16 protein-coding genes, 1 tRNA gene and 2 pseudogenes are annotated in these 23,298 nt (G+C 52.0%); 7 read left to right on the top strand and 12 right to left on the bottom strand.

What is annotated here, in order from left to right:
* Positions 1–52: 52 nt before the first annotated feature.
* The 6 genes from exoR to ACQZ6F_RS16720 form a co-directional block, all read right to left on the bottom strand.
* Entirely contained in the window at positions 53–856 is an 804-nt protein-coding gene (gene exoR / locus ACQZ6F_RS16745; RefSeq protein WP_077469922.1) for an exopolysaccharide production regulator ExoR, read from the bottom strand.
* A complete protein-coding gene (locus ACQZ6F_RS16740) occupies positions 849–1,226 on the bottom strand; it encodes a hypothetical protein (protein WP_449093320.1) in 378 nt (125 codons plus the stop codon). The genes exoR and ACQZ6F_RS16740 overlap by 8 nt, the downstream gene beginning before the upstream one ends.
* A gap of 312 nt (positions 1,227–1,538) precedes the next feature.
* Positions 1,539–2,792: an OmpP1/FadL family transporter gene (locus ACQZ6F_RS16735; RefSeq protein WP_077469785.1), complete on the bottom strand. Its 1,254-nt coding sequence runs from the start codon at positions 2,790–2,792 to the stop codon at positions 1,539–1,541.
* 414 nt (positions 2,793–3,206) lie between these two features.
* Entirely contained in the window at positions 3,207–6,050 is a 2,844-nt protein-coding gene (locus ACQZ6F_RS16730) for a valine--tRNA ligase (RefSeq protein ID WP_449093321.1), read from the bottom strand.
* Positions 6,051–6,173: 123 nt separating this feature from the next.
* Complete coding sequence (locus ACQZ6F_RS16725) at positions 6,174–7,058, bottom strand: DUF2497 domain-containing protein (RefSeq protein ID WP_449093322.1); 885 nt, start codon at positions 7,056–7,058, stop codon at positions 6,174–6,176.
* Between the two features lie 239 nt (positions 7,059–7,297).
* A complete protein-coding gene (locus tag ACQZ6F_RS16720) occupies positions 7,298–7,969 on the bottom strand; it encodes a protein-L-isoaspartate O-methyltransferase family protein (RefSeq protein ID WP_205910645.1) in 672 nt (223 codons plus the stop codon).
* 474 nt (positions 7,970–8,443) lie between these two features.
* On the opposite strand from ACQZ6F_RS16720, the gene ACQZ6F_RS16715 reads away from it, so the two are divergent.
* The 5 genes and pseudogenes from ACQZ6F_RS16715 to ACQZ6F_RS16695 all read left to right on the top strand — a co-directional run bounded on the left by ACQZ6F_RS16715 (position 8,444) and on the right by ACQZ6F_RS16695 (position 12,545).
* A complete protein-coding gene (locus ACQZ6F_RS16715; RefSeq protein ID WP_077469781.1) occupies positions 8,444–8,869 on the top strand; it encodes a Rap1a/Tai family immunity protein in 426 nt (141 codons plus the stop codon).
* A gap of 146 nt (positions 8,870–9,015) precedes the next feature.
* Positions 9,016–9,089 (top strand) — tRNA-Cys (locus tag ACQZ6F_RS16710).
* Positions 9,090–9,871: 782 nt separating this feature from the next.
* Positions 9,872–10,042 (top strand): annotated as a pseudogene (locus ACQZ6F_RS16705) (integrase core domain-containing protein); the annotation flags it as partial.
* 890 nt (positions 10,043–10,932) lie between these two features.
* The gene (locus tag ACQZ6F_RS16700) at positions 10,933–11,676 is read left to right on the top strand and encodes an ABC transporter permease (protein ID WP_449093323.1); all 744 of its coding nucleotides are present in this window, start codon (positions 10,933–10,935) and stop codon (positions 11,674–11,676) included.
* A 134-nt stretch (positions 11,677–11,810) separates the two neighbouring features.
* Positions 11,811–12,545 (top strand): class I SAM-dependent methyltransferase, encoded by a 735-nt coding sequence (locus ACQZ6F_RS16695; RefSeq protein WP_449093324.1) that lies wholly within the window; start codon positions 11,811–11,813, stop codon positions 12,543–12,545.
* Here ACQZ6F_RS16695 and ACQZ6F_RS16690 read toward each other — a convergent pair whose 3' ends face one another.
* Complete coding sequence (locus ACQZ6F_RS16690) at positions 12,546–14,210, bottom strand: hypothetical protein (protein ID WP_449093325.1); 1,665 nt, start codon at positions 14,208–14,210, stop codon at positions 12,546–12,548. It abuts the gene before it with no gap.
* 153 nt (positions 14,211–14,363) lie between these two features.
* Here ACQZ6F_RS16690 and ACQZ6F_RS16685 point away from each other — a divergent pair, with 153 nt between their 5' ends.
* Positions 14,364–15,032 (top strand): hypothetical protein, encoded by a 669-nt coding sequence (locus ACQZ6F_RS16685; protein WP_449093326.1) that lies wholly within the window; start codon positions 14,364–14,366, stop codon positions 15,030–15,032.
* A gap of 333 nt (positions 15,033–15,365) precedes the next feature.
* Positions 15,366–15,581: a DUF3885 domain-containing protein gene (locus tag ACQZ6F_RS16680; RefSeq protein ID WP_449093327.1), complete on the top strand. Its 216-nt coding sequence runs from the start codon at positions 15,366–15,368 to the stop codon at positions 15,579–15,581.
* 280 nt (positions 15,582–15,861) lie between these two features.
* Here the strand turns inward: ACQZ6F_RS16680 and tnpC are convergent.
* The 5 genes and pseudogenes from tnpC to ACQZ6F_RS16655 form a co-directional block, all read right to left on the bottom strand.
* Positions 15,862–17,244, bottom strand: a pseudogene (gene tnpC / locus ACQZ6F_RS16675) (IS66 family transposase); the annotation flags it as partial.
* 373 nt (positions 17,245–17,617) lie between these two features.
* Positions 17,618–18,460, bottom strand: a complete 843-nt coding sequence (locus tag ACQZ6F_RS16670; protein ID WP_449093328.1) for a glycosyltransferase family 2 protein — start codon at positions 18,458–18,460, stop codon at positions 17,618–17,620.
* On the bottom strand, positions 18,445–19,590 hold the full coding sequence (locus ACQZ6F_RS16665) for a DegT/DnrJ/EryC1/StrS family aminotransferase (RefSeq protein WP_449093329.1): 1,146 nt from the start codon (positions 19,588–19,590) through the stop codon (positions 18,445–18,447). The genes ACQZ6F_RS16670 and ACQZ6F_RS16665 overlap by 16 nt, the downstream gene beginning before the upstream one ends.
* A gap of 22 nt (positions 19,591–19,612) precedes the next feature.
* Entirely contained in the window at positions 19,613–20,884 is a 1,272-nt protein-coding gene (locus ACQZ6F_RS16660; RefSeq protein WP_449093330.1) for an ATP-grasp domain-containing protein, read from the bottom strand.
* Positions 20,881–22,779, bottom strand: coding sequence for a hypothetical protein (locus tag ACQZ6F_RS16655; RefSeq protein WP_449093331.1), 1,899 nt, complete (start codon positions 22,777–22,779; stop codon positions 20,881–20,883). The genes ACQZ6F_RS16660 and ACQZ6F_RS16655 overlap by 4 nt, the downstream gene beginning before the upstream one ends.
* Positions 22,780–23,298: the final 519 nt, after the last annotated feature.

Raw genomic sequence — 23,298 nt, 5'->3', positions numbered from 1 at the left:
TCTATCCTGATCGGCCCGAACTGCCCTGCCATCTTTGGCAGGGAGGCGCCGATCAATCGGAGCCTGCAACGTCGAGCTGATGCGCCATGGAGACCGCGACACGGCGGTCATTCTCGTTGGCCAGCGAGAAAGCCTGTTCCTGTATGTCTTCCATCCAGCCGCAATCCTGCGGCTTGCACTTGTCGAGCGCCGCGGTCATGAATGCCAGGCCGCGAATGGACTGGCCTTCCTGAAACAGGAGATTGCCGAAAACGGCCATGGCGCCCGGATGGCCGCTCTTGCGTGCCTGATTGAGCCACTTCTTGGCCTGCTGCACATTGGCCGAACCGCCCTCGCCGGACAGCATCATCTGCGCAAGCTGGAACTGCGCCTCCGGCACGCCGAAAGTCGAGGCAACCTGGAAATAGAGCTGGCGTGCCTGACTGAGATCGACTTTCACCGGACTGTTGGCAATGCCGGTCTTGTAATAGCTGGCAAGGGCAAGCAGCGCATTGATGAAAAAGCCTGTGTCCTCGGAACCCGGCTCGACACCCTGCTGCGCGATCTCGCTGTAGATCTTGAAGGCTTCGAAATCATTCTGAGCGACGCCGTCGCCATCGGCATACATGTTGGCGAGAGCCCAGCGCGAACCGGTATGACCCTTTTCGGCGGCATAGCGATACGCTTCGACCGCCTCTTCCTTCTGTCCGTTCTTGTAGGCCCGAAAGCCGAACTTGAAGAGATCGAACGGACCTGATTCCTTGCTGACACCGGCATTGATATCGAATGCGCGGGCTTGGCCTGCCAGCGCCACCGCAGTGGCCAGACACAGGCTGAGCATCATGACTCTCGCTGATATGAACTCGGACCTAAACATAACAGTCGATTTCTTTCGCTCCATCCGCATCTGCCGCGGCGTTCGCATACACGCCATCAGATTTGCGAATGTTTTCCCTGATGGCACACAAGACTGGATGACCCTCCAAAAAGAAGGTCCCTGCGGCATTCAACGAAGGCTGTTTGCCACAATTGCGAGCATAGCTTGCAATTATGTCCAAACCAGCATTTGTGCGGTTATCAGCACATGGCTTTACCAAGACGGCGCCCATATCTGCTTTTCGATAATTGAAATCGAACATCACCAGGCCGGCGACTTCCCCTGAGAGACAAAGACTTTTTCGCTGCATCGGAAGCGCTGCCGCTCCGATCCGGATTTCTTGTTTATGCCAAAGTGGAAGTTCACCCATCGACCGCTTACGCACTTTCTACAAGGCTTGCCCCTGTGCCCGTATAATCGCTGCTCCCCATTTGTGGCGGGAAATGGACAAATTGTAATCTGATCACGGGCCTGCAATACGTTGAAATAGAGTGTTGCTAATTCGTCACAAAAATTTTACCGACCTTGAGATTTCCTTAACCATGAACGCGGCAAATCTCACGCTTTTGCGCCGACGCAGGCACCCATGCGGCAAAGAAACGCCGCGAGGCTCGGAAGCGCCGCGGCGTCGGAAGATACATGAAGGGGCAGTCGATAACCCCTTCATCTCAATGGGTTATGGTCAGAAGCTTACTTTGACCGAAGTTTGAAGAGCGGCGACCAAATCGTTGCCGAAGCTGTAGCTGGCATCGTTACCGTAGACGATGCCACCGCGAGTGATCTGTCCGGATTTGCCTGATGTCATCAGGCCAAGCGCGCCACCAAAGTTGAACTGGACATGTTCCGTCGCCTTGTAGGCTACACCTGCGCCGAGCGTCCAGGTGTCTGAATTCATGCCGTAGCCATCGCTCGTGCCGCGGTCCCAAGTCAGGCTGACAGCACCGCTCCATTTGTCATTGAACTTATGTCCAACGCCGCCGGTGATGGTCCAGCCATCGCGGTACAGAAGATCCAGTGAGGTCAATTCCGTCGGGCTCCCAGTCTTGCAGGAAACACCGCGTGTGGAGGTCGGGCAAAGCGCGATGCTCTGCAGGATGCTCCAGTTCGTCCACTTCACCGAGCCGAAGGCAAGCCAATCAGGCGCGATGCCGCTCTGCACTTTCCATTCCAGCGAATCGGGCGCATCGGCCGAACCGAACACCGAGGTCACCTTGCCAAAGAACGGCCGGATCGGCGGCAGTTCGGTCAGATCGACGGTACCCTTGAGGTTGTCGTACTTGACCCGGCTGTTGTAGAGGAGGCTGGTGCGGAAGGCATATTCCGGAATTTCGTAGGCGAGACCGGCGCGCCAGCCCCAGCCGTGACCGTCCACATCCAGCGAACCGACGCCGTCGTAGATGGAGGAAAGCGGAGCCGGAATGGCAGAGACGAGACGCGACTTATAACCGCTGACTTCCTGATAGAAGCCGCCGCCAATGACGCGGAATTCGCCAGGACCTACATCGAACTTGTACGAGCAGGTTGCGCCATAATTGTTGGTGCGTACCTTGACCTCGATTTCATTGTTGGCACCGGCCCAATTCTGGCCCTCGTTCAGATGCCCACCGAACGGCTGCGAATAGTCGGCCATGCAGTCGAGATCGTCGGTGATGCCAATCTTGAAGGCGCCATAGGGTATCGCATAATTCTCCGACGCATCCGTCGAATGGCTGCGGCCATTGAGATTGCCGTCGGTCGGATCGGTGTCCTTCGCATTCTTCAGCTTGCGGTCGGGCATGACATAGGTAACGCCGGACTCGAAAACATAACGTCCCTTGTCGAAGAGCAGGTCGATATCGTAACCGCCGCGATCAAGGCCGCCAGCAAAGGCGGCGCTCGCGAAAGATGAACCGATGACGACTGCAAGTGCGCCCCTCAGCGCAACGGAAAATGCCATTGTGTCTCCCCCACTGGTGCATTCATTTCTTCGATTGTTGTCATGATCGATTGAATTAGCAATGTGCCCCGGCACAGTTGCAACCGTGGGAGATAGTGATTGATTTACGTAAGGATGTGAGCTCGGCCTCCGAAAATCTACAATTTTAGATAGTTTTTGCTTTTTAAAAAACATTTTCATCCCCGCGTAGATTTTCATTCTTCATAGCAACAATTCTGTTACAATCTGACAACAGTCGCGCTTTTCGAGAATAACTACTAATTTTGAGTGTATTCCGCTTCGCCTGCGCGAAACTGGCGGCGAGCGAATTCCTCCCATCCAATCAATCGATCCCGAATCGACCGGACAAACAAAAAGGGCACGCGACGTATGTCGCGTGCCTTTCAACTACTTGAAACGATTTTGCTTTCCCGTTCAGCCCGCTTCGCTGACGCGGGCCAGGGCCACCTTGAGACTGGTCTGCTGCCCCTCAAGTTCGCTGAGGCGTTCGCGCTCAGCGGTGACAACATCCGGATTGGCGTTGGCAACGAACTTTTCATTCGAGAGCTTGCCGACGATGCGTGCCATATCCTGGTCGTTCTTGGCGATCGCCTTTTCAAGGCGGGCCTTTTCAACGGACAGGTCGATAAGGCTGCCCAGCGGCAGGCATACCGTCGCCTCACCGACGACGATCTGCGCGGCCCCCTTCGGCGCGGTATCGGCAAGCGAAATCGCTTCGACGCGTGCCAGCCGCTTGATGGCAGCGTCATGGCGGAACAGGCGTTCGCGCGTCAAGCTGTTCGCCCCGACAACGACCAGCGGCGCAGTGGCCGCCGGTGGAACGTTCATCTCCGAGCGCACAGAGCGAAGGCCGGTGACGAGGTCGATCAGCCAATTGATTTCGTCAGCGGCGACATTGTCCGCATAAGACGGGGCCGGCCAGTCGGCGTGGCAGATCAAGCCTTCACGCTCCTGTCCCTCGCCTGCCGTATGCGCCCAAAGCTCCTCGGTCATGAACGGCATGAACGGGTGCAACAGCTTGTAGGTCTCCTCGAGCACATAAGCCGCGCAGGACTGGGCTTCCGCCTTTGCGCCCTCGTCTTCGCCGATGAAGATCGGCTTCAGCAGCTCGAGATACCAGTCGCAAAACTGATTCCAGGTAAAGCGATAGAGCGCGCTTGCCGCATCGTTGAAGCGGAAGCTTTCCAGCGCTTCGGTGACGTCACGTTCCGCGCGGGCAAGTTCCGTGAGGATCCAGCGGTTGACGGTGAGTTCGGCAGCTTCCGGCACGAAATGCGGATCGCTCTTGGCGCCGTTCATCTCGGCGAAGCGCGTGGCGTTCCAGAGCTTGGTACCGAAATTGCGGTAGCCGGCGATGCGGGCCGGATCGAGCTTCACGTCGCGGCCCTGCGCCGCCATGATCGCCAGCGTGAAACGCAGCGAATCGGCGCCGTACTGATCGATCAGTTCAAGCGGATCGATGACGTTGCCCTTGGACTTCGACATCTTCTGCCCGTTCTTGTCGCGCACCAGTGCGTGAATATAGACCGTGCTGAATGGCTCGACGGGATTGCCGTTCTCATCCTTCATGAAATGCAGACCCATCTGCATCATGCGAACGACCCAGAACGGAATGATATCGAAGCCGGTCACGAGGACGTTCGTCGGATAATAGCGCGCCAGTTCCGGCGTCTCATCCGGCCAGCCGAGCGTCGAGAACGGCCAGAGAGCGGACGAGAACCAGGTGTCGAGCACATCTTCGTCACGCGTCAGGATTTCGCCCGGCTTGAAGTTCTCCAGCAGGTCCTCGACATAGGCCTTCATCGGGCCTTCATGCGAGAGATAATGCTGGATCGCCGCCTGAAGTGCCTCTTCCTCGGTCTTCTCGACGAAGACCTGGCCATCCGGTCCGTACCATGCCGGAATCTGATGGCCCCACCAAAGTTGGCGGGAAATGCACCAGGGCTCGATATTCTCAAGCCAATTGAAATAGGTGTTTTCCCAATTCCTGGGGACGAACTTGGTTCTTCCTTCGCGGACGGATTCCAGCGCCGGCTGCCCCAGCGTCTTGTTGTCGACAAACCACTGCTCGGTCAGGCGCGGCTCGATCGGCACACCGCCACGATCGCCATGCGGCACGGCATGCGTATGCGGCTCGATCTTGTCGAGCAGACCTGCCTCTTCGAAGATGCGGACGATGATCTTGCGTGCCTCGAAGCGATCCTTGCCTTCCAGCTCGTCCCAAGCACCATGCAGCGCCGCGGGATTATCGAGACCTTCGAGGAAATCCTCGTTTTCCTTGATGGTGATGGAGGCATCAATGTTCAACACATTGATCGAGCGCAGCCCTGCCCGCTTGCCGACCTCGAAGTCGTTGAAGTCATGTGCGGGGGTGATCTTCACCGCGCCGGTGCCGGCGGTCGGATCGGCATAGGAATCGGCGACGATCGGAATCCTGCGACCAACGATCGGCAGAATAACATGCTTGCCGACGATGCCACGATAACGCTCGTCTTCCGGATTTACCGCAATGCCGGTATCGCCGAGCATCGTTTCCGGGCGCGTCGTCGCAACGACGATGTAATCACGCGTCTCGAATTCGGTCGGCCTGCCCTCCTCGTCGAAGGCGATCGGATATTCATAGGTAACGCCCGGCTCCAGCGGATAGCGCAGATGCCAGAGATTACCCTTCAGCTCGTGCTGTTCGACCTCCATATCGGAGATTGCCGTGAGCAGCTTCGGGTCCCAATTGACAAGGCGCTTGTCCTTGTAGATCAGGCCTTCCTTGTAGAGCGTAACGAAGACTTCGAGAACGGCCTTGGACAGGCCCTCATCCATCGTGAAGCGCTCGCGCGACCAATCGCAGGACGCGCCGAGGCGCTTCAGCTGATTGAAGATCAGGCCGCCCGATTCAGCCTTCCATTCCCAGATCTTCTCGATGAAGGCTTCGCGGCCCATCTTGCGGCGATCCGGCTGTTGGCGTTCGGCCAGCCGGCGTTCGACAACCATCTGCGTGGCGATACCGGCATGATCCATGCCCGGCTGCCAGAGAACGTCCTTGCCGCGCATGCGCTCGAACCGCACCATGATGTCCTGCAGCGTGTTGTTCAGCGCATGGCCCATGTGCAGCGAACCGGTCACGTTCGGCGGCGGAATGACGATGGTGAAGGTTTCAGCGCCCGGCTTGGCGTTTACACCGGCGCGAAAAGCGTCGGCTTCATCCCATTTTTGGGCGATCTTCGGTTCGACCGCGGCGGAATCATATGTTTTGTCGAGCATTTTTTGACCGGATCTAGAGGACTGGGTGATGCGGGTTGTAAATAGGATGGCTGTGGGCAAGTCAATAAAAAAGCCGCCCCGGAGCCCGGAGCGGCGGATCGGTTACCCGAAGCTCAAGGCTTATCAGCGGCGCGGGCCGCGCGCCACTCGTTCGATTTCTTCGCGCACGAGACGCTCGACCAAGGTCGGCAAATTGTCGTCGAGCCATTCCTGCAGCATCGGCCGCAGCATTTCCTGAGCCAATTCATCGAGGGAGCGGCGCGGGCCGCCATCAACCATGGCCGCAAGCTCTTCAAACGAACGGGAGACCTGCGCGCCCGCAGCTTCGGACATCAATGGGGAAGATGGTGTGGGCGCAGCCAGAGACAGGGACGGCTCGGTTTCGTTTGCGACAGGCCGATGTGCTTCCGGCGCGTGAAAAATCGGCGTTTCGACCGGCGCAGACATCTGCGGAGCCGGAGCCGCCTCTTGCGCCATCGCTTCCTCTATCGCGGATTCCGCTTCGCTCACCGATAATACTTCCGCCACGGGCTGGACCGCCGGCGCTGGCACCTCGACAACGGTATTGCGCAGCGGGAAATTGCTGACCGGCTCGACATGAGCTTCGGCAAGGCGCGCCGCCATGGCCGGCGGCAGTTCGCGCGGCAGCGGCAATTCGCGTCCGGCGCTCAGCATTGCGGCGTTGCGTTCGGAGGCTGCGCGAACGCGAGCAGCGACATCGGCAAGCGACAGGCCGCGATTGGCATTCTCAGGCTCTGTAACGGGCATCTGCGAATTTGCGGCAACGAAGCGAGGCTCCTGATCGGCGGCACGGGCGCGATCGGCAGCTGCGAACTCCTCGTCGACAGTCAATTGAATGTCATCGTCACGACCGTTGGAAGCGCCAAAATGTGTCGATGACATCGGCTTTCCGGTGACGGGCTCGTTGCTTTCGATGATCCGGCGGATCGATGCCAGGATCTCTTCCATGGACGGTTCACGCACTACATTTGGCTGAGCCATATTCATCCCCGTTTTCCCATATCCGATGACCGGAAACTCGCCAACGCGGCACCCGAATCAGGGTCACCCTAGATGACTGTCCTCGGGAAAAAAATCACCTGAAAAGCACTAAACCCGGTGATGCACAGTTTTGTTACGATCACAGCGAATCGCCCTGCTATCTCTGATTCTGACACATGCGGGCGCATAAAAAAACAGGCGCCTGAAGGCGCCTGTCACAAACACGTCACTGATCGCTCAAACGATCAAAATACGAATTCTTTGGCCTTGGCAAAACCAGGCAGCGGCTTGATCGACGCGTTGAAGAAAACGTTTTCCGAGAAAGCGCCGCGCTCCTTCATGAAAACCGTGGCGCGTGCGGCGTGGCCATAGCCAAGCACCGTGATCAGGCGTCCATCTTCGCCAAGCTGCTCCAGCAGCGCCTGCGGCAGCTGCTCGATCGAGCCGTTGAGGAAAATGACATCATAAGGGCCATTGCCCGCATGACCCTTTTCCAGATCGCCGGTGACAACGGTGACATTTCCATAGCCGAGCGCCGCGAGATTGGTCTTGGCCTGACCGGCAAGCTCTTCGTCTGATTCCAGGGCAACCACCTGACCGGCGATAAGCGACAGGACGGCCGATACATAACCCGTGCCACAGCCGACATCGAGGACCTTGTCGTCCTTGGTGATGACACCGAGCTGCAGCAGCTTCGCCAAGGGGGAAGCTTCCATCAGGAACCGGGCTGGCTTGCCTGAGGCTGCCGGGGCAATCTCGATGTCATTGTCGACATAGGCCAGGAGCTTCGACTTCTCCGGCACGAAATTTTCGCGCGGTACTGCAAAAAATGCATTCAACACGGAATGGGAGGTGACATCCGTCGTGCGGATCTGGTTCTCGACCATCTTCACACGTGCTGCTTCGAAATCCATCATATCCTCTTGCGCCTTTTGAGGCCGGCTTTGCTTCACTGCTATCCGTGTCTTAATCGCCTGTTGCTACGCTTTCAAGGCATCGCTGCACGCGGCATCCAGATTCCTGGCAATGCGTCGCTGGAGAACAACAATCAAAACGATGCCTGCTCCACGTAGCTATAGAGACTGAAGGCCCTGCAGCAGGTTCTTTCCGTCGACACCGAGCGACAATCTCGAGGGCAAACGGAAGGAGGTTGGCTCAAAGCGGCACATTCGTTAGTCAAATGTTAACTTCCCGGGAACACGCTTGCCGATATTGGACCGCCTGAACGTGGTGACCAATCAACCTTCCGGCCCGAAATCATTCGGGTTAAGATTAAAATTGAATAGAAGGTGACTGGGATGTCTATCTCTCTCGTTCTTTTTGTAGCAACCTCGTTGCCGCTGGTGGTTTTTCTGGCCGCCAGTCTGTCCTCAATGATGTAGGCCCTTCGAATGCGGCTTCCGCTCTCTGTCGTAGTATCCGTCCTTCTCATACCCCAGATCGCCTTGAGCGATGAAGCGCCGGAAGCCGCGGCACCGATCATCGGACATGTCGTCACCGGCAAACAGCTTGATGAATGGTGTGAAGAGGACCGGACGCTGGCCTCGGTCTATGTGCAGGGGATTCTCGACGAAGCGCAGCGCACGAAGAACCTGACCATCCGTGCCACGAAGCAGACGCCGAAAAACTCATCGCGCTATACGCATTACCTTCAGCAGTTCGTGGGGGCATTCTGTCTTCCGCCCGATCTCAACAACACGAAGGCGACGGCTATCGCATGCAAGTGGATGGCGGAACATTCCTGGCAGCTCGAGCGGCCTGCAAGTTCACTGATCGCACGTTCCTTCAAGTTCGCCTTTCCCTGCCTGGAAGAATAGACATCCTGCGCAGACCCTATGAAGGGTTCTCACCGCCCATGAATTGCCGGCAATGTTGAAAAAAGAGCGATATTCAGATTGAGGCTCTTGCGCCGATTCAAGATTCGTTCTAAACGCCCGGCATCACTCGCCCTTATAAATCGGATGGCCTCGTGGCGGAGTGGTTACGCAGAGGACTGCAAATCCTTGCATCCCGGTTCGATTCCGGGCGAGGCCTCCAAATATATCTTTCGATCTTGAGCTGGACCGCTTTATCCCTGTCATCATCGTTATAGTCGTTCGAAATCAAATGTAGATCTTCAAGGCTTAGCAATTCAGGCTTGAATGGGTCCACCTTCTGGGGAGTGATTTTTCTTCAAGTATGGCTAAGCACCGAAGAAGAAGATTGAAATTGCAGCAAAACGACACAGAGTCGAAGAGATAGTGACGAAGCTTCGTCAGGTTGACATGGCGAATGTGCAGGAAAAATCAACAATGGAAGCGATTCGGCCGATAAGCGAGACGGAGGCTACATAAGAACGCTAGCGGTCTGAATCTCGAGAAGATGATCCTGACCGAGCCGTCAAGACAAGCTTCGAAGCTCTGCCCATCGCCGAGCTTGTATGGATTATGTCTTGATAAGCTGGACGTGTGCGAACGACGCGGCTTGACAGGTTCTCGGCCACTATCGCTTCATCCAGCCAGGTCGCAGTGACACCAGATAGTGAAGTGGCATTGAGCGCCGACATCATGGCCGATATAGCTATCGGGGCGTAACCGCACCAATCTGGTCGACTTTGGCTGAACGACAGCTCCGCGCATCCGGCTTCGGCCGGAATATCCTAACCATGTCCTGTCCTATGACTTTGTCGAGGATCGTATGCACAACCGCAAGAAAACTCGCATGCTCGCGACAAATGCCTTGCATTTGCGCTGACGTAATCGACAAGTTTACGCTAGAGTGGGTTGCACTAGCCAGTGCAAAGACGGCTAAACTAAACCCGGTAACACTGGCAGAACGACTACTGCGAAAGCTTCAACTCGAAGCACATAAACGAACTACTCAACATGGAAATCTCCTACACGTCCAAAGAGGCGAGTTCATCATCGGAACGTGGGCAGCAACACTATAACACCGTGCCTCCTTACTCACCCTTGAACTCTAAGCCACCCGCGCCCGCGAGCTTCGTCTAACCACGCGAGAACGGTCCCTCCTGAACTCCGGTGGTAGAGGCCAAACCGAGCACGCACTAACATTAGCCTCGGATCGCCCAACAGGGGAAAACCGAAGGCTGATGGCTTTGCTATACTGTCGAGCTGGCGCCGTTTGCAGTTTTGATGGCAGGCGCAACTGCGTCATAAACCTTTGGCTGTTGTGAAAGATTGAGACGGCATACCACCCGATGACCGTAGCTGCCACGATGAAAAATATAAATGCCCTCACCGCGGTGTTGGACCGCGGTTATTGATTGGAATCGCAATCTCCTGAGATCTTGAGTTGAAAGACGAACCAGAATGCTCACGCAAGTGATCCACAAATGGATGTTGCGCAGAAGAGCCACGCCGATTTGAAGGGAGGTACCCGGCGACGCCGCCAAGTCGAGCAACGTGATCGCGACAAACGCCTCGATCATCCGCAGACAAGCTAAAACTTAAGCAACCGGCCCGCGTTCGGGACGAGTTTCGGTTTCATGGAATGCCGTGAGAAATAGACGTGTTCATCGTCGCAGATAACTTCGCGTAGCTTGTTGTAGGCCACGATAAAAAGCGCTTGCGTTGCTGAGATGCGCTTGCCAAAGCTAAGTCAACAAAGCGTATTACCATGTGGATCTAGATGGCTGATCACAACGGTTGGCGATGAGAAATTAGTAAGGAGAATTGAAAACTTCCTAGAGAGATTTCCATCGTTCAACGATCTGAATTTTGTAATAACAGGTGCAAACGCCATCTTAGGTACAATCATAATCGTGTTAAGACAGCTCAGTTACGACTTATCGGTGTACGTCTCGAGATTTATGATGCAAGAATTTAGGCTCCTCCATCGATCGCCAATAATCAAAGCGTTTAAAACAAAGAGAAACGCAATGGGTGCTGTGATTCTTCGCGATATGCGAACTAGGTTTTTCAATCATGGAGCCGGCTTTATCGTTCAGTCTTTATGGCCATTGGTTCACATGGTAGTCATTATCACTCTCAACGCCCTGTTCGGACGTGCCGCACCCTATGGGCAAAGTCCATTTATTTATTTCGGTGCCGGTGTCATTCCGACCCTGACCTTCATCTATATTTCGCGGTTCATGTGCTTATCCGTCATTATGAACAAGAATATGTTGTTGTTTCAAACAATCCACATTACTGATATTTTATTTGGTCGGGCTTTTCTTGAGATAATCGCCGGATTTATAACAATCGTGCTAGTGTGGATTATTTTCACCGCTATGGGGATTCCCCCATTTCCAGACGATCCTGCCCAAGCCGTTCTTGCCTATATGGCTACGGTTCTGCTGGCTCTGGGGTTTGGCACAATCGTTGGCGTAACTTGCGCTTTCATACCGATGATTGCCACCGCGTGGGCTCTTGCAGGTATCATATTCTATCTGACATCAGGCTGCGTTTTCGTCACCATCGATTTACCGGACACAGCGACAAACCTCCTCGCTTACAATCCAGTTTTGCAATGCGTCGAGTGGATGCGATCAGCTTATTTTGAAAACTATAGCGACAAGCTGGTGAACAAAGAATATCTACTTGCATTCGGAATAGGCACTCTATTTATCGGGCTCGCCACGGAGAGATGCTGCAGGCGCCTCTTAATGGATTCATTGTAAGTTCGTCTGTTGTCACTACATGATCGTGTTCTTGAACAATCCTCGATAAAACAAGCAGGCGTTGCAAATCTCCGCTTCAATTTTCGATCGGAAGACTTTACTGATCGGCGAGTTGGATTTGTTGGGAGATTTTCATGCCGATTTCAGCCGAAAAATATTTGTCCGAGGTCAAAGATACGATCAAGGGATGGCTCTACCCTGGCGCAGTTGAAGTTACGGAAATGTTGCTTGCCGCGCAGAAAACGATGAACATCCCAGGAGACGGATTGGAAATCGGCGTGTTTGAAGGCGCGTATCTTTCCTTTATGGCGGCCTCGACTGATATCAAATGGGCCGGGATGGATGTGTTTTTCTTGGGCCAACAAGAGACAGCCAAAAATAATGTGGAGCGGGTTGTCACAGATCATGCATCTACCTCAACCGTAACTCTGATACAGTCAAATTCCCAATCACTGACGGAAGAAGCGTTTAAGGCGCATCTTGCATCCGCGGGCATTACCTCAATTTGCTTTGCAAGCATCGATGGCGACCATAGCGCAGACGGCGTCTTCCACGACATGAAGCTTGTCGAGTCCGTTCTTTCACCCGGTGGCATCATGGCGCTCGATGACTTTTTCTCACCAACAAGCGCAGCCGTATCAGAGGGCGTTTTCCGCTACATGGCGTCCGAAGGCTCAAACCTACGGCCTATTGCATTCAGCGACAACAAGCTGTTCGTCACAACCAAAGACTTTGACGAACTCTATCGCATTAAATGCATGATCGCCCTAAATGACGGTAATGGTTTGTGTGCAAGACGTTGGAAGGACGGCAGCCCGCAGATGAACCGCGTACGTCCTTTCCTCGGCGCTTCATTGATGGCTCTATAATCATTGACCAACGCACGAAACCAACAGCACATCTCCACTAGTAAAGTTAGCTGCGGCGCCGGTTGTGCGAGAGTAATTCCTTATGGTGATACTTGTCGCTGTTGATCCGGTAAGATCTTGGACGGGAACGCTCGACGCCACGGCGGTCCCGCTCGTAGCCTTACAATCCCAGCCATTAGCAGCCGTCGGCATGGTAATGACGCCGGAGGAAGCCGAGCATGATGACCCCACCAAAATCCGGAATGTCCATGTTCCGTTCGGAACAACTATGCTTGGAGAGGTGCAAAAGCCGGAGGAAATTGTAGGAACAGTTTTCGACGCTAACAGATTATTGACTGTAACAATGTCGCTAAATGTCACTCCGGATAGGCTACCAGCCTGCGACGCAAATTGTGCGCCATTGGCAATATTCCCACCCTGGAAAAAATTGCTGGAGGCATTTGTATAGGGCGTCGCTACATTCCACCAAATGTTGCCGGATGCTCGTCCCTTGGCACCGCTTGCAACAGTGATGCACGAATTGATGCTCAGACACGCGTTTCCATCGATGATTGCAGATTCAGCCGAATTGTTGGACGAACCGATGTTAATGGCATTGCCGTCGCCGGGCTTCGCAGCAGCCGAGAATGAATTCCCAATTATGGTGCTGTTGATCAGACCGACTGTCTTGATGCCGTAGCCATGTAACAAAAACGTATTGCCAACGATTTGGGCACCAGGCATTTCCGATGCAAACTCGATACTCGAGGTTGCGTTGTTGAACTGATTTGCGGTAATCGACGCTTGCAAATTTAGAGTACTGCCCGGAGGTGAGTAGATACCTCGATTGCAACCAGTAATATTATTTTCGGTGAAATTCAGCCCTTGATAGTATTCGCCGTATTCAACGCCAACAGCGCAAAAAGCAAAATTCGAATGGCTGACGTTGGTGACGACGTTGAACTCTGCATTCGCCGTGTCGCCTTGCAATAACATGCCCATGCCCTGCAGCGTGCTGGACCCGTTAAAATTGAAGTCATCGACATTTAGGAAAGATACCTTGTCTTGAAAGATCCCTTTGCCCCAGTAGTTCATGAGGCCAAGTCCGTCGCTGCCATTGACTGAAACATGATTAATGTAGGATGGGGATGCATTCTGCGGCGTGTTGACCACAGCCGAAGTGAGCCAAATCGCTGTGTAGCGAGACGAACTACTCCCAGTGGTGACCTTCAGATCGGCGATCGATGCATAGGAGGCGTTGTTTCCATAGATCAACTTGATACCATCAGAGGCAGGGAAAAAGAGCTCTGTGCATCCCTGACCGTTGATTGAAATGTGCTTGCCGTTGGGGACCGACAAAGATAGCGGCAGCGACGATTTGAACTTGCCGCAGGGAAAATCAATCCGGCCACCCTGAGCGCCCGTCGCGACAGCCGAGATTATTTTACTATATGCAGTGGCATTATCAGTAGTGCCATCGCCCACGGCGCCATATGCCGAGACGTCAAACACCGCAGACAATACAACCCGTCCAGTTGGCGCGATGACAAGCTGTCCAGACTGACCTCGCGGACTTGTGAGCTTGAGATCGCCATAGGGTGGGGAAGGATATTGCTCAGCCGCGGCCGATAGCGCTATCGGCAGTGCAACCAGAAATGCTCCAGTTTTCAGTATAATATCTTTCATACAAATATTCCTCGTTAACTCCATGACGGGCGGCCGAACAAAACCAACTGCTCCACAAAAATAATTGCGCGAACCACGTTGTTATTGGATGTTGGCTTGACGACCTGCGGCACTTTGGCAGAAATGTCCCGACTTTATTAACGAGGCATGCGCATGCAAATTGAGCAGAAAAAGACACTAACAGTTTTCGGCGCAGATAGACTAGAACGGCAATTTAAGAGGCCGTTCAACGTTATAACCGCAGGCTCCAGCCGGGGCGGGACTTCAGCGGTAGCGGCAGTCATGCGGGCGGTTAACCTTAATATGGGAGATAATCTCCATCCGACCACCCACGAAGACTTCGACTTTGTAGATCTCCTTAACAACAGCATCACAGATTACGACCGCTGGCATAGCTTGATTGAACACAAAGTTTCAAAATACGAAGGCTGGAGTCTTAAGCTGCCGGCAGCGCTGACAATGCTCCATGCATTTGAAAAAACACTTCCAAATCCACTTTATGTTATTGTGGTGAGAAACCCATTTGGCGTTGCATGCAGCCTAGTCAACCGCGATGAAACGTACGGTAATAGCATGCTAGATTATTTTAACGGTTACTCCCATGCGATCGCAATGTACGCAGATTGTTTCCGCGATATCGGGATCGTCAAAGGTGCATTCGCAGTCTGCGAATATGAGAAGATTCTTGCAAGCCCAGGCGTTTTTGTCAGCGAATTTGCGGCACTCTGCAGTGTTGTACCTTCGAGGGAAGCTTTGCAATCAGCAATCTCTTTGATCAGTTCCGCCGGCTACAAGGCTCTGAATGGTACGACTGACGGTTGAATACAGCCAGGAATACGAATGGCCAATACCTTTTTAAGTATCGGTGGTTATGGATTCTTGAGATTGTATTCGACAGTAGATTGGCTATAACCCCGGTATCGAGATTGGGCGCGTTATCCGCCCTTTCACCACAAGTGAGATGAATTTACAAATCGATAGTTTAACATAAGCACCGTTGTTTCTCCACCTCGCATGCCTGATTGATCTAATTGTTTGACGTTCAACAAGGTCAACAGTGATATTTTCCGCCTGGAAGAGACACGTGTACTAAATCCAATAGATCCATAGCGTGAATGGTCGTCACTCCATGGCAATTAAAGTTTTTTAAGCTGAATGCTCCGCGCGTACGAATTATTAACGTCGGTCCGGTTTCATTCGCTACCAAACTCGAAGCGATATCTGGATAATAAGACCGCGGAAAGGATAGTTTTCAGCAGAGCTTATGGCCTGGCGGACACGGTATTGGGAGTAGATGCTGATTGCTGGCAGATTGAATACGCAAGAGAGCCGAATCGGCCAATGGCGGCAACTTTCATTGACCACGATTAAAGAGCGTGATGTGCAAATATTTTAGCATATTGGCGGCTGGGCACTCTCAGTCTTGCTCTGTTAGTAATCGCGGACGATAAAACGGGGCCAACAATTTGGATGAATCGTCAAACCGGAAAGCTCTTACTCTATACGACGGCGGCTTCAAGTGTTCGTATCCTCGTCCAGGGAGGTATAGCAATTGAGGTCACAATTTACCGAGTAGCAGTGTGAATCCCGAAGGTGTCCGAGGAATGGCCTCTAACTCGTGATGTCAAGCAGTTTAGGTGTTTTTAACGGCTCATGGCGAAAGTCCTTTGATGCAGTTCGGCTTATAGCCGGTGACGACACCGATGAATGTTCTGGTCAAATAGGCGAACGGATCGATGGTGTTGAGCTCGCGGGTGTCGATGAGCGAGACAATAATCACTCATTTCTGTGCACCAGCCCCATGGCCGGAAAACAGGCATTATTCCGATTTAATGCCATCGGCCGAATGGTTCTCTCGACGGCGTTGTTATCAATCTCGATATGACCGGCGGTTAGGAAGATGCAGAGGCCCAACCCAGTATTTAGCAATGTAAGCAAGTGCTTCGCCGAGCAGCGACCTGCCAACAACGCGGGCGCGATGATGGGTGAGCCAGGTCCGCATGTTAGTGATTAGCGGTGCTTATCGCCCTTGTCCTCCTGCAAGACGAGAGTCAAGAGTTGAAGCCGCGTAGCTTGGCTTCGATGCTATAGAGTTTACCGATCCGCTTCGCACTTTCCTCAGCAATCCGTACTGAGCCTGTACGAGTGATCTCGGCAAGCTTGCGTAGCGCGTAAGCCCAATAATAGGCGAGCTGAATGTTGGGACCGACGTGATCTGGAGTGATCAGCCGATTATATCCGGCATATCCCTCGACCTAAACGACGCCCGTGAATCTTTCCAATATCCATTCGGCGCGCTACACGGCCCGACCTAGGGCATAGATGGAGGTCGCGCATAATGGAGCACCGCCACCCCACGGGTAGTCGTCACGAGCAAGTGCTTAGAGTATTGGGGCTTACTTTTACGGGAGCCGGATCGAGTACCGGCGCGCACGCATCTCGTTCATGAAGAGCTTGGTCGAGCGCTTCAGGTCGGCAATCAAGGCATCGAAGACAGGTCACAATTCGGATGCTGCCTGACCGATCCAATCAGTAAGTACAGAGCGGTCAAGATCAATGCCCTGGCGCCCCTTGATCTGGGCCTGCCGTTAAAGCAAGAGATGGTCGGCGTATTTGGACATCAGCATATAGGTGATGGTGGTCACTACCGAAAATCCGACCTAGATCAATAGTGGAGGCGCTCGAGCCTGAGCAACGCAATCCATACAGGCTTGGCAGGCATATTTTGGGGCAGTGAATGATGATGACGCGGAGCTGTGTGGCGATGGGTCCTCGCCGATGTAGTGCAAGCCTCCGCCATAAGAGCAGAACAAGTTTTCCGGTTCGATGTTTTCTTCAATGCGCGGAAGATGGGCGGTAAGAGCGCAGCGATTGGCTGCGCGTTGTTTGGGCTGCGGCTTTCCCTGAAAAGCTATCCGCTTCGTCGTCAACATGGACCCGTTTCTATGTCCTCCAGCGCGAGGTCGAGTTATGCGAGATCGGTCTTCTCGGATTTGCGGTCGAAGACAGCGTGCCTGAATGCGGCGACATGCTTCACCGTAACCGGTCTTCCGCTCTCAACTTACCTTGTCCGCCCTAGTCTGTGATCGGGCATTCCATAGAAAAACTCATGTTGCTTATCCATGGTAGGCGATTATTGATCGGAGTGGCGAACACAACATGGACGCGGAACCGCGGTTGCAGTTTGCCGCAGAGAACTTAGAAAAGCAAAGTTAACAAGCCAGCCGCCCGCCCTACCTGCATGACTGGTGGCGGCGAGATGCAAGGATATCTGCGATGCCATTGCCTAGCAGCTCACCATTGGCTCAACCTCCCATGCCGAGAGCTCTTTACTTCTTCATTATTACTTTCCCGATAGATTAGACTCGATCAAGGATGTTCCTGGTGGCATTTTTTAAATTGCCCGGTCAATTCAGTGAAAGTAACCATATTCTCGAAAGTGATGGGCCCAAACCGGACTTCTCAATCGCGGCGTCGACGGCTGCTGAGCCAAACTGGTTCCGCAAATGCACTAGATAGTCGTGCACCCATTTGCTAAAAGCGGCCCCTGCATTTGGCGCACGCGATAGGTAAGTCTGGTTTCGATAAAACATCCCCAAAACACGCTCAACGAAATCCTCGGGCCTGCGCGCAAGGTGATGATTTAATCCATGAATTCTCCAGTAATACAAAGGTCCCTTCACAAACGTCTGACTTTTGGAATGCTGTGCAATTCGAAGGTTGAATTCATAATCCTCGCCATATCCAGGAACGAAACGGATCGCATTTCCTCTTATTAGCTCGGCGTCGAACAGCGAATTCCATATGAATATTCCGAAAAAGGCATAATAGTCTGGAGAAAAGTCAGGATAGAAAACCTCCACATTATCTTTGGAACGTTTCGCGTAACCGCAGCGCGCCACATCGGCACCTGTTCGCGATGTGGCTGCCAAAAGATCCCTATAAATCGAAGCCGAGACGACATCATCGTGGTCAACAAAGCTGATCCATGGTCGATCAGCCAAATCTATTCCTCGATTGCGAGCCTCCGCCACTCCTCCCAGCGTCTCCACTGAAATCGTTATTTCATATCCAATGGCCGAGGCATTTAACTTACGCCATGCCTCAAATACTGCAACAGAACCGTCTGTGCAGTTGTCGAAAATTATGACTAGCTGATCGCCAGTTCCAAGGGCTTCGTTAATTGAGTAAAGCGTTTCGACAAGAAAATTTTCCGCATTATGAACAGGCAAAATCAGGCTGATAGCCACGGCTTACCTCCCTCCAGCGTTTGCAAAATAATATCCACGATTTCATCAACGTCGCCTTCGCTGACACCGGAATGCATCGGCAAGCACAACACATTTTGCGCTGCCTTAACCGCTATCGGATAGTATCTCTCGTTCCCGCCAGCGTTATACGGAAAGCAATCAGATAACAGAGGATAGAAATATTTACGGGCAAAGATATTTCGAGCCCTCAAAGCAGACCATATCGAATCGCGATCTAAGCCACCGCTACGGTCAAATATGACCGGAAAATATTGGTAATTCCTGGTCGTCGTCTCCTTAAAATAGGGAAAGTCGACGCCCTTTAGTCCACTTAAAAGGCGGGTGTAGCGATCAGCAATCACCTTTCGCTTGGAGATTTCCATGGTGACCTGTGGAAGCACTGCGAGTCCAATGGCAGCATTGATTTCACTTAACTTGCCGTTGAGGCCGATTCCGTGAATTATATCCTCTCCTTGAATGCCAAAATTCATGCACGAACGTGCTCGTTCGAAAATACCGCCATCCGAGACAAACAGCGCGCCGCCTTCGCCAGTATGCATCAATTTTGTTGCGTGCAAGCTCGCAATGCTCATTAGACCACTTTTATAGACTGCCTGGCCGTCATCAAAGACATCAAAGCAGTGCGCGGCGTCATAGATTTCGTACAAAGCTTTGCGCCGGCACAAATCATGGATCGCAGAAATGTCACATGGATTTCCGTAGACGTGGACAGCCAAAATGCCCACTGTATCATCGTCACAAGCGTCCTCAATTTTTTGAGGATCAATATTCAACGTCTTCTCGTCCACATCCACGAAGCGCACGTCGTATCCCGCCAACTTGATGCAGTGAACACTTGCAGGAAATGTAAACGGACTTGTGAGAAACGTGCCTCCCTTACGAGGTAGTGACAGAAGAGCCGTAAGCAAGGCTATTGTTCCGTTGTTGAACAGTAATACCTTGTCACAGTCAAACCTCTCGCGAAATTGCGAAGTCAGGCTCTGTTCCATCGGACCGAAGTTTGAGTACATTCCACTTTCGAATATTGCCGCATTGTAACGACTTACCAGATCGAGAGTTGGTGTAATAGGGCGAGTGACATATAATGGGGCGCGTCGCAGGGTATGCATAGCAAATGCCTTCGGGTTGATATCATAGTATAGCTTCTAATACATCAATTGACTCGGGCGGAAGACAAATTATTCCGCCCAAAGAATTTACTTCTTTTCTCTCACTGAAGGCGTCATCTATAAATATAGCCCCGTCTGAATTGATGTATAGCGACTTCTTCTCACCATTCTTCAAGTGAATTATACTATCAAAAAGCTCGATCAAGCCCATTCGGCGAAGCAATGCATCAATTTCGCCGCCATGTCTCGTTAGTAATGTAAGCGGAACGCCCTTTGTTATCTTAAAAGCATACAGGAGTCCGATTAGTCGATGGTGCACCTGTTTTCCCTGATTGAAAATCAAGGTGTCATCAAAATCGACGTATATATTTTTCACGATTCGATGGAGCTTAATACGAGCGTAAAGCGCCCGATCATATATGAGCCCGTCGACAAACGGCTTAATAAAAGAGACCTCCTTTCCAGCAAGTTGATGCAGCCACGCATCCATCAGGTTGATTCCCATTGCCCTCTGAAACCCCGAGGAACCGGCAATCCGATTTGCTACTTCAAGAAGCTTGTACGTCCCGTGGATGTCTTGCTTCATCTGAAAAAACCAAGCACCCGAAATCTTCAGCTCCCTCGAAATGACCGAAGCATGTTTTAACATGAGAGGCTCCTCGACCATCTGCATTCTAGTCGCAATACCAGATGAGACCCGCTCTCGCCGTCGTGCAGCACAATAGACAACCTCGTGATCCGGCAACGAGAAGCAATCAACGGTCAGCTCATCTCCAGGCAGTAACTCCTGGAATATCATTGGTTCCCGCGCTTCGTTTAGGAGTTCAAGCTCTCTCTCATTTCTGACGATTCGCGCACCTCTCGATCCTTGACCCCGGTCGGGTTTGCTAAAAATTGGAAATAACGGTGAGTTACCAATAGCTTCTGGGACCGGAATGTGATCTCGAAGCTTCATCAAAACCTTGGATTTAAATCTGAGGATATCAGATAGTTCGATTGAGGGACCCACAAAAACCGCGGTCGTTGACTTTCCTGAGAGCTGAAATAAGGCCTCGTCATGTGCAGGAATGACATAGTCGATCCTCTTCTCCGCAACCAGGCGCTGAACTTCAAAAACGAAGCTATCATCATCAACATAGGGTAGACCGAAATAGGCCTCCGGAAAGGTGACTTCGCTGTGATCTTTAACAGCGTTCGCGCCGACCAATTCCCAGTGCTTCGAATAGCGCAGGCTTTCGTAGACCTCGTGGCCTATTTCCGTACCAGCCGGAACTACAAGAACCCGACCTCTCATTGCGCGGCTCCCGGCGCCCAATCGAAACGGCCCAAGGAAAAGTCCTTCAATTTTTGGCGGTATATACTTTTGTCATACAGCTTTTTTAGAAGGCTGAAATTCATCAAGAAAACTTCTTCGCGATATTTTTCGTCGAGTTCGAGATCTCGCATCAAACTGGGGAGTTTCTCTTTCATTTCAATCAAATTTCCAAACACGTTCGGAAGTGCTTTCATCGAGGATGGCATGAAGACCGGATTGTAGACGGCAAATGCTATTCCTCCCGTGAACGTAGTTTCGATGAAATAATTATCTAACCCTTCCCCAAACGTAATACAGAACTTACACCAACCTATGCAGAATTTATAGAATTCATAATGAAGCGCAGCAACTCTATATACATAATATCCGCCAAAACTCGACTGTAGTTGATCTAATACAACCTCATCACCAATCATTCGATCAGGAGACAGCAAGATAATATTTTTCTTCGAAGTGAAATTTCGTATTTTATAGTCGTCGAACGACATATACGTGGATATGTGCTTTATCGGAACGCCCCAACGCTCGGCATGGAGGCTTGTTGAATAGCGTTCATGTGCGGTCGTCATAGTTGCTTCACGAAATTGATGCACAAACCGCTGATAGACATGCTTTTCTGGCATTAATTCGCCATTTTGGTTGAGTATATTAAGTTTTATATCTCTTAGCTCTGGATTACCGAGAACATCCCTAAGGTGATTAATAAAAATAGGCAACACAACCTCTGGGACATGGATCGTTTGTATGCGTTTCAGCCGTATAGCTGAAATCAGATCTCCGAAAGGCAAGATGATCTCGTGATTATTGAACCGCTTATATCGAACTATAGGGTCGCCGCCAGGCAAGGAAAAGAGCACCGTCTCTCTCCCCAACCGCCTCAATTCCTCTACAATGGAGAAAATTGAGAAGATTCCACCTGAGATGGCATCAACATTGAACGTTAGGAATGCATCAATCTGATGGTAAATGGCGACCTCAGCACGACGCTTGGAAATGGTCGTCTCTTCATCGACGGTGAGCTTTGGAACTTCAAATTTCAAATGCTTTTGCTGAAGCGCATACATTAGAGGATGCGCATCTTTTGGCATCGATTCACCCATCTCGCGTCGATATTGCTCGGTGGGGAAGAGCACATGTGGAACAGCATCAACGAGACTGCCCACCGAAATAAAATGTACTAAGGGATTATCGGTAGCAGGTAATCCGCCCATATACCGGGCTCGGTACCAGTTGGTATCAAAAGCCGGATGCGGGTCCCGTCCTTCCAACGCGCCTTGTGCAATAAAATGAGATAGCGGGTTAACCTCGGGCCCTATGTCACTGTAACGCGCCCGATAATAGGATGTTGAGAAAAGGAGGTGCGGGTCGAATCCGAGTCTTGCCCCGAAATAGATAAAGTGAATCAGCGGATCCATGCCGTTTGGGATCTCGGCTCCATACCGTCGCGCATACCACTCTGAGTCGAAAAGTGGATGAGGCGATACCAAAGCCCCATTACGGCTGCTTTCCAAGAATGAGATTAATGGATTCTTGCAGGTGCCCAACCGCGTTGCGACATAGATGCTCGAAAATATAGGATGCGGATCATAGCCTGATGCGGCACCAATGCGAAGATAGTGAACTAGCGGATTCATTCCCGAACTAGTTACCGCTGGATATCGCGTTGCATAGAAGGAAGTTGAAAAAAGGGGATGGGGATCGCGCCCCTCAAATCCACCGTATCGAAGGTAATGATATCGCGGATCCATTTTTGACGCTCGGACGTCAGGATAGCGATTGAAATACCATTCAACGTCAACAAGCTCACTTACTTCTACTTCACGAGCTCTAAGGGCCGTCATGTTGCGTTGGATAATTTTGCTAATTGTTGCCAATCATCTCACTCCAGATTAACTGCCCGATATCCGGCGGACGTATCATCAAAAATTTGCCACCGAGAGGTAGGCTGCCCCATACTCACAAAAGTGAGGACGGCTAGCGTTTGCGACGGGAGCTAAAATTAGTAAACGGGTTCGCGATATTTGAAATGTTCAATTTTTCGTTTCATCTCAGTGCATGCAATGGTAGCAGATCAATCCTCTACATCACTACCAAACGCAATTCACTAACATTCATCGCCCGCGAGGAAATTTTCTACGCGACTTACATGACTTTAGGATTTTTGCAGAGTCTGGAGACGATCATCGGAAAATAATTGGACAGACGATCGAGTTGACGGAAAAGATATCGGCAAACAATGCATGTGATGTCGGTCCGACCAAGGACTCATTTGCGCTCAATCCGACAGGTGATTTCATCGGATTAGGAGCAATGAAGCAAGTTATTAGGCGCTACAGCCAAACGGCCAATCGCGATGATTGAGTGTATACAAAGCATTTGCATCTTCGAGTTGG

The sequence above is a fragment of the Rhizobium sp. A22-96 genome (genome assembly GCF_053521805.1).
Note: the sequence above shows the minus strand (reverse complement) of the source record. Positions and strands in the feature narration are given on the sequence as shown.